At 66.1% G+C, this 7,573-nt stretch carries 7 protein-coding genes; 2 read left to right on the forward strand and 5 right to left on the reverse strand.

Annotation, left to right across the window (positions count from 1 at the left end; genetic code table 11):
* The first annotated feature begins 191 nt into the window (after positions 1-191).
* Positions 192-1,925 (forward strand): ABC transporter permease, encoded by a 1,734-nt coding sequence (locus BRAS3809_RS00550; protein WP_008960147.1) that lies wholly within the window; start codon positions 192-194, stop codon positions 1,923-1,925.
* Between the two features lie 15 nt (positions 1,926-1,940).
* Positions 1,941-3,242, forward strand: coding sequence for an ABC transporter ATP-binding protein (locus BRAS3809_RS00555; RefSeq protein WP_008960148.1), 1,302 nt, complete (start codon positions 1,941-1,943; stop codon positions 3,240-3,242).
* Between the two features lie 22 nt (positions 3,243-3,264).
* On the opposite strand, the gene BRAS3809_RS00560 is transcribed toward BRAS3809_RS00555, so the two are convergent.
* The 5 genes from BRAS3809_RS00560 to BRAS3809_RS00580 all read right to left on the reverse strand — a co-directional run bounded on the left by BRAS3809_RS00560 (position 3,265) and on the right by BRAS3809_RS00580 (position 7,497).
* Positions 3,265-3,582: a cupredoxin domain-containing protein gene (locus BRAS3809_RS00560; protein WP_008960149.1), complete on the reverse strand. Its 318-nt coding sequence runs from the start codon at positions 3,580-3,582 to the stop codon at positions 3,265-3,267.
* A 9-nt stretch (positions 3,583-3,591) separates the two neighbouring features.
* Positions 3,592-4,113, reverse strand: coding sequence for a DUF4142 domain-containing protein (locus BRAS3809_RS00565; RefSeq protein WP_008960150.1), 522 nt, complete (start codon positions 4,111-4,113; stop codon positions 3,592-3,594).
* Between the two features lie 96 nt (positions 4,114-4,209).
* Positions 4,210-4,893: an RNA polymerase sigma factor gene (locus tag BRAS3809_RS00570; RefSeq protein ID WP_008960151.1), complete on the reverse strand. Its 684-nt coding sequence runs from the start codon at positions 4,891-4,893 to the stop codon at positions 4,210-4,212.
* A 222-nt stretch (positions 4,894-5,115) separates the two neighbouring features.
* The gene (locus tag BRAS3809_RS00575) at positions 5,116-6,618 is read right to left on the reverse strand and encodes a flavin-containing monooxygenase (RefSeq protein WP_008960153.1); all 1,503 of its coding nucleotides are present in this window, start codon (positions 6,616-6,618) and stop codon (positions 5,116-5,118) included.
* 108 nt (positions 6,619-6,726) lie between these two features.
* A complete protein-coding gene (locus BRAS3809_RS00580; protein WP_035654756.1) occupies positions 6,727-7,497 on the reverse strand; it encodes a S1 family peptidase in 771 nt (256 codons plus the stop codon).
* Positions 7,498-7,573 lie beyond the last annotated feature (76 nt).

Raw genomic sequence — 7,573 nt, forward strand, 5'->3', positions numbered from 1 at the left:
GCGTATCCTTTGATAGGCCGGACCAGGCGGCCGGATCCCCGGCCGCGGCGCTTGAAATCAAACCATCACAGAGGGCACTTAGGGTACGGATTCGGCCGGCGGCCCCGCCGGCGCGACCAAGCCCCAGGCCATGACGAGGACCCGTCCGCAGCCACCGCCGAGGGCTGCGGCCGACGAGACGAGACACGCGAATGATGCTCCAGGATCTCAGGACCACCGTGCTGCGCGAGGCCGCGCGCCCCAACATCTGGGACGTGGTCGCGCTGATCATCGTGGTCGGCGCGATGGTGCTGATCGTCTATGGCGGCGAGCAGACCACGCTGCCGCTGTCGGCGCTGGACACCGCCCCGGTGTCGCTCGATCCGTCGAACCTGCCGCTCTACGCGCTGCGCACCACCCTGCGCATGCTGCTCGCGATCGTCTGCTCGCTGGTGTTCACCTTCGTCTACGCCGCGCTGGCCGCCAAGAGCCGCCGCGCCGAGATCGTGCTGATCCCGCTGCTCGACATCCTGCAGTCGGTGCCGATCCTGGGCTTCCTGACTTTCACCGTCGTGTTCTTCATGAACCTGTTCCCGGGCAAGGTGCTGGGCGCCGAGCTCGCCTGCGTGTTCGCGATCTTCACCAGCCAGGCCTGGAACATGACCTTCAGCATGTACCAGTCGATGCGCAACGTGCCGAAGGATCTGGAGGAGGCGACGCGCAGCTTCCACCTCTCCGGCTGGCAGCGCTTCTGGCGGCTCGACGTGCCCTATGCCATGCCCGGCCTGATCTGGAATGCGATGATGTCGATGTCAGGCGGCTGGTTCTTCGTCGTGGCGTCCGAGGCGATCACCGTCGGCAACACCACCGTGACCCTGCCCGGCATCGGCTCCTATGTCGCACTGGCGATCCAGCACAAGGATCTCGCCGCGATCGGCGCCGCGCTGCTGACGATGCTGCTGGTGATCACCGCCTATGATCAGCTGCTGTTCCGCCCGATCGTGGCCTGGGCCGACAAATTCCGCTTCGAACAGACCGCCTCGGGCGATCCGCCCTCCTCGTGGATGCTCGACCTGTTCCGGCGGACCCGCGCGCTGCGCTCGCTGTCGCTTCCCTTCGCGGCGATCAACCGCTCGTTCTCCAATCTGCGGATCAACTGGCCGAAAGCCTGGAGCGGCCCGGTGCGTCGCGCGCCGTCATCGCAGCTCGTCGACGGCCTCTGGTTCGGCGTGGTCGTCCTCGGCTGCGCCTATGCCGGCTGGAAGACCTACCTCTATCTCTCGGCGACCCTGGCGCCATCGGACGTCTTCAGCGCGATCGGCTACGGCCTGATCACGCTGATCCGCGTCGCCGTGCTGATCGCGCTCGCGTCGCTGATCTGGGTGCCGGTCGGCGTCTGGATCGGGCTGCGGCCGAAGCTCGCCGAGCGCATCCAGCCCTTGGCGCAATTCCTCGCCGCCTTTCCGGCCAACCTCGCCTTCCCCGTGTTCGTCGTGCTGATCGTCCGCTACGGCCTCAATGCCGATGTCTGGCTCAGCCCGCTGATGATCCTGGGCACGCAGTGGTACATCCTGTTCAATGTCATCGCCGGTGCCAGCGCCTTCCCGAGCGACCTGCGCGAAGCGGCGGCGAGCCTGCATCTCACCGGCTGGCGCTGGTGGTTCAAGGTCGTGCTGCCGGGCGTTTTCCCCTATTACATCACCGGCGCGATCACCGCCTCCGGCGGCTCGTGGAACGCCGCCATTGTCGCCGAGGTCGCGAGCTGGGGCGACACGCATCTCACGGCCTCGGGCCTCGGCGCCTACATCGCCGGCGCCACCGAACGCGGCGACTTTCCGCGCGTCGTGCTGGGAATCGCCGTGATGTGCATCCTCGTCACTCTGTTCAACCGGCTGCTGTGGCGGCCGCTCTATGCCTTCGGCGAACGCCGGCTGCGGCTCGGCTGACCGGGAGAGATCATCATGCGCGACCAGGTCAAGAACACTTCGCTGATCGAGATCAGCAGCGTCAGCCGGATGTTTCCCAAGGGCAGCGGCGAGGATCTCGTCGTGCTGGAGAAGGTCGACCTGACCATCCGCGCCGGCGAGATCGTCGGCCTGCTCGGCCGCTCCGGCTCCGGCAAGTCGACCCTGCTGCGGATCATCGCAGGCCTGGTGTCGCCGTCGTCAGGCGAAGCGAAATGTCGCGGCGAGACCATCGCAGGCCCGCCACGCGGCGTCGCCATGGTGTTCCAGTCCTTCGCGCTGTTTCCGTGGCTGACCGTGCTGCAGAACGTCGAGCTCGGCCTGGAGGCGCTCGGCATCGACAGCGCCGAGCGGCGCAAGCGCGCGCTGGCCGCGATCGACCTGATCGGCCTCGACGGTTTCGAATCGGCGTTTCCCAAGGAGCTGTCGGGCGGCATGCGCCAGCGCGTCGGCTTCGCCCGCGCACTGGTCGTGCACCCGGACCTGCTGCTGATGGACGAGCCGTTTTCGGCGCTGGACGTGCTGACCGCGGAGACGCTGCGCACCGACCTCGTCGATCTCTGGACCGACGGACGGCTGCCGATCAAATCGGTGCTGATGGTGACGCACAACATCGAGGAGGCGGTGCTGATGTGCGACCGCATCCTGGTGTTCTCGTCCAATCCCGGCCGCGTCGCCGCCGAGTTCAAGGTCGACTTAGCCCATCCACGCAACCGGCTCGATCCGGCGTTCCGCCAACTCGTCGACAGCTTGTACGCGCGGATGACACAGCGGCCCGAGCCGAAGCTGCCGAGCACCGCGAGCGCCGGCGTCGGCATGGTGCTGAGCCACGTTTCCTCGAACTCGATCTCCGGCCTGATCGAGGCGCTCGCCGGCGAGCCGTATAAGGGGCACGCCGACCTGCCGGTGCTCGCGGGCCATCTCCAGCTCGAGGTCGACGAGATCTTCCCGCTCGCCGAGGCATTGCAACTCCTCCGCTTCGCCCATCTCAGCGAAGGCGACCTGATGCTGACCGAGGCCGGCCGCCGCTTCGCCGACCTCGAGACCGATGAGCGCAAGAAGCTGTTCGCCGCGCACCTGATGGAGAACGTGCCGCTGATGGGCCTGATCCGCCGCGTGCTCGACGACCGCCCCTCGCATGCCGCCCCGGCCGCGCGTTTCCGCATCGAGCTCGAGGACTACATGTCCGAGCAATATGCCGACGAGACCCTGCAGACCATCGTGTCCTGGGGCCGCTACGCCGAGCTGTTTTCCTACGACGAGCAGTCCGAGACGTTCAGCCTGGAGAACCCGCATTGAACCCTGTTGAAAACGCCGGCCGTCACGGGGCGATCGTCAGGGTCGCCCTCATGTTGGGATGATAGCGGCAGTAGTAATCGACCGTGCCCGCCTTCCTGAGCACCGAGCTGACGGTCTTGCTCGGCGGCAGCGTGACATCGAAGTCACCATTGCGCGCCGTCGCCGTATGGGCCAGGGCGTCCTTGTTGACCCACTCGACGGTGTCGCCGACCTCAGCCGAAACCGAGGCCGGGGAAAACGTGAGCTTGTCGATCGTGATCCGGATCGTGGCCGCGTGCGCCGGAACGCTAACCGCGGCCAGCATGACGAAACTCAGCAGAGCAAGGCGTCCCGACAGCATCGGCGGATCCTACTTCAGGTCCGCCGCGACATGCTCGGCGTGCTGCTCGTGCCCCTGAAACAGCTTGAGGCCGGTCTGCAGCAACTCCTTCAGCTCGGGATTGCTCGCCGACGGAATGAGCTGAGTCTCGAGCGCTCCGTTCACCGTCTTATGATAGGCGACCTCGTTGGCGATATAGGCCTTGTCGAAATCAGCCCCCTTGAGCTTGCCGAGCTCGTTGAGCTTCTCGCTCGCCTGCTTCGACAGCGCCCGGCTGGTGTCGTTGTCCTCAGGCGTGACGTGCAGCTTCTTGACGAGAGCGAGCGCCTGCTTGTTGACCGCCTCGTGGTCGCGCACCATGCCCTGCGCGAATTCCTTGACCTCCTTGTTGCTGGACTTGTCGAGCGCCTGCTTCGCGGCCTTGATGTCGATTTCACCCGCCGTATAGGCGATGTGGGCGATCTGCGGATCACTGAGCTTGGCGCCCTGCGACAACGCGACACTGCTCGCGAGGCAGAGCACGACGACCGTCGCGCCGATATGCTTGAACATGACTGCAATCTCCTGTGTCGCCGGATCGCTTCGCCGGCGGTTGAATGGCTGCACAGGGATTGGATGAAAAAACCCGGCCGACGTTCCCGAGAATCTTCAGGTCGAGGATTCGAGGCGCGCAAGCACCGCGTCCGTCAGCCGTTCGCAGCGCCGTCCTGCAAACGGAAATGCGTCGAGAAGAACGGGGCCGATCTCCTTCTCGACGTTCTCGCGCAGCATGGTGCGGGCGCGATGCAGGCGCGTCTTGACGGTCTCGGGTTTCAGCCCCAGCAGGTCCGCAGTCTCCTCGATGCTCATCTCCTCGATGACGCGGGCGATGAACACCAGACGAAACGGCTCGGACAGGTCGTCGATGGCCCGTTCGACCACGGCCTGGATCTGGCGCTGCGCCACGGATGTCTCCGGATCGCTCGAGGTCACTGGAAACCGGATCACCTCGGCCCCGGCTTTGGTCTCTGGTCCGGCGTCCAGTTGCAACACCGGTCGCTGGCCGCGCAGCCGCCCCATCGCCTCGTTCATCGCGATCCGCACCAGCCAGGTCGAAATGCTGGACTGGCCGCGAAACTCGTCCAGATGGGTCAGCGCGCGCAGATAGGTCTCCTGCACGACGTCCTCGGCTTCGCTGTCGTTGCGCAGGATGCCACGGGCAATCCGGAACAGGCGGCGGTTGTTGGCCTGCAGGATGGCGCGGATCGCCGTCTCGTCGCGGGTCTTTGCCCGCCGGATCAGGTCATCCTCGCCGGTCGTTGCGGAGACTGTGGTGGCCGGGGTCCAGGGCATTGTCGATCATCCCAACTGAGCATTCGTGGCTTAGATGGAATTCGCGCCCGAAGGTTCCCGAAAAAAACCGCGCCAGGCGGACCACGGCACCGCCGCGAACGGATCGAGCCACGGCAGGCCCCGGGCGTCGCGGACACGCACGTCCCGGGGGCCTTCGAGCAACCCGCCCCGGCCGCGGCGGCCGATCGGGTTTGGCGAAACAGGGGACCTCAGCGGCCGACGTCACCCATACACGAACGCCGGATCGTCCAGATCGATCGCGGGAATCTCGTCCTTCTCGCGCCAATAGTCCTGGCTGTGCTGCCATTCCGGCTTGTCGCCGCGCTTGGGCAACAGATGCATGTTGCGCATCATGTAGCCGGGGTTGAAGTTTTCCGGATCGATCCAGGGCAGCAGCGGCATGTTGTGGTCCTCGGGACGCAGCTGAGGCGTGACCTTCTCGACCCCCTTTGCCTTCATGTGCGCGAGCAGCCGGCAGACGAACTCCGCGACCAGATCCGTGCGCAAGGTCCAGCTGGCGCGGAAATAGCCGAACACCCAGGCCAAGTTCGGCACGCCGGTGAACATCATGCCGCGATAGGTGACGGTGTCGCCAAAATCCAGCGGCTTGCCGTCGATGGTGAAGGCGATGTCGCCGAGCACGCAGAGATCGAAGCCGGTCGCGGTGACGATGATGTCGGCCTTGAGCTCATCGCCGGACTTCAGCTTGATGCCGTTTTCAGTGAAGCGCTCGATCTCGTCGGTGACGACGGACGCCTTGCCGCTCCTGATGCCCTCGAACAGGTCGGCGTCCGGTACGAAGGCGATGCGCTGCCGCCACGGCCGATAGCTCGGCGTGAAGTGCTTGGCCGCATAGTCGGGGCCGACGATGGCGCTGATCTGGCCGATCAGCTCCTTCTTCACCTGCTCGGGCTCGGTGAGGCAGCGCTTGGTGAACCAGTCCTGTTCGAACAGGATCTTGCGCCGGACGATCTCGTGAATCCATTCCTCCTTCACCTGCAGCCGGCGCAGCTCCTCGGCGATCTCGATCGCGTTGCGTCCGATGCGGAAGTAGGTCGGCGAGCGCTGCAGCATCGTGACATGCGCGCATTTGCCGGCGATCGACGGCAGGATCGTCGCGGCGGTGGCGCCGGAGCCGATGACGACGACCTGCTTGCCGGTGAGATCGAGGTCGTCGGGCCAGAGCTGAGGGTGCACGATGCGCCCCTTGAACCTGGCCATATCGGGCCATTCCGGCGTGTAGCCCTTGGAGTGGCGATAATAGCCTTGGCACATCCAGAGAAAGTTCGCCGTGATCGTGACCGGCTCCTCGCTCGGGCCCTTCACCGCGTGAACGGTCCAGAGATTGGTCGCGCTCGACCAGCTCGCCGAGATGATGCGATGGCCGTAACGGATGTGGCGGCCGAGATCGTTCTCCTCGATCACGTCGCCCATGTATTTGAGGATCTCGTCCGCCGTCGCGATCGGCGGCCCGACCCATGGCTTGAAGCTGTAGCCGAAGGTGTGCAGGTCGCTGTCGGAGCGGATGCCGGGATAGCGGTGCGTGCGCCAGGTGCCGCCAAAGCTGTCCTGGCTCTCCAGGATCACGAAGCGCGTGCCGGGCATCTGCTTCGTCAGCTGATAGGCACTGCCGATGCCGGAGATGCCGGCGCCGACGATCAGCACGTCGACATGTTCGGTCGCCTGAGAGGACGCGGCCTCCCGGATGGGCGCGATGACGTTCATGGGTCCCTGGGCTCTTGCGTTGTTGGTGTTTCCTCGCGCGACAGGCTGAACCCGATCACGACGACGGTCAACCCGCGAGAGCACGCCGCCGCCGGGCGTGGACCGATTTCAATTTCCGCCGAGCGGCATGCCCCATTGGCGCGCTGTCTGCATGATCCAGTCGCGATACAGCGTCAGCGGCGTGATGCCGGTCATGCCGCCGCAGCCGTCGCCGAGATTGGGACCGGTCGACCACGAGATGACACCGATCAGCACAGGCCCTTGCGCCTGCGTCTCGAACGCAGGGCCGCCGGAATCACCGGTGCAGCCGCCGAGCCCCGGCTTTGCGCCTTGCGTCGCGGGATCGACGAGCCGGATCTGCAATGTGCCGGGCTTGCCGGTCGCGACCAGCGGCGCCGCGCGCACGACGCCGCCGCTTCTGCCGTCGCCGGGGAGCGCGACGCCGATCCCTGCGACCGTGAAGGCATTGCCGGCCGCGAGCGGCGCCTGCGGCACGCCGAGCGCAGCCGGCGCACGCTCCTTGGCCGGCGCTTCCAATTCCAGCAGCGCGACATCGGCGGTGGCGCGATGGGCGAGAATGGATTGCATGCTGAAGCCGGGATGCACCGCCGCGCGCCGCACCGTCTTCAACACCGGCTTGCGATCGCGATCGTATTCCACGATGCGGTAATCGAGGCCCGGCTGCACGCAATGGCCGGCGGTCAGCACCAGCTTCGGCGCGATCAAGGCGCCGCTGCAGAAATTGCCGCGGGAGCCGACGATCGTCACCACGGAGCGCCCGATACCCTCGTTCGACGCGGGCGCGTTGCCGACGATCGCAAGCGCCGGCGCAGCGGCCAGCAAAGTGACAACGGCGGTGATCGGGAGGAGCGGCTTCATCGCCGCAGCAATAGCGGCTGCCGCCGATATCGCCAAGGGAGACGCGCGAGCGAATCGCAAACTGTGGCGTCCCGTG

It is taken from the genome of Bradyrhizobium sp. STM 3809, assembly GCF_000239795.1.
GTDB lineage: Bacteria > Pseudomonadota > Alphaproteobacteria > Rhizobiales > Xanthobacteraceae > Bradyrhizobium.

Coding starts and splice junctions, on each gene's coding strand:
- BRAS3809_RS00550 (WP_008960147.1), top strand. CDS start 192: ATGATGCTCCAGGATCTCAGGACCACCGTGCTGCGCGAGGCCGCGCGC.
- BRAS3809_RS00555 (WP_008960148.1), top strand. CDS start 1,941: ATGCGCGACCAGGTCAAGAACACTTCGCTGATCGAGATCAGCAGCGTC.
- BRAS3809_RS00560 (WP_008960149.1), bottom strand. CDS start 3,582: ATGCTGTCGGGACGCCTTGCTCTGCTGAGTTTCGTCATGCTGGCCGCG.
- BRAS3809_RS00565 (WP_008960150.1), bottom strand. CDS start 4,113: ATGTTCAAGCATATCGGCGCGACGGTCGTCGTGCTCTGCCTCGCGAGC.
- BRAS3809_RS00570 (WP_008960151.1), bottom strand. CDS start 4,893: ATGCCCTGGACCCCGGCCACCACAGTCTCCGCAACGACCGGCGAGGAT.
- BRAS3809_RS00575 (WP_008960153.1), bottom strand. CDS start 6,618: ATGAACGTCATCGCGCCCATCCGGGAGGCCGCGTCCTCTCAGGCGACC.
- BRAS3809_RS00580 (WP_035654756.1), bottom strand. CDS start 7,497: ATGAAGCCGCTCCTCCCGATCACCGCCGTTGTCACTTTGCTGGCCGCT.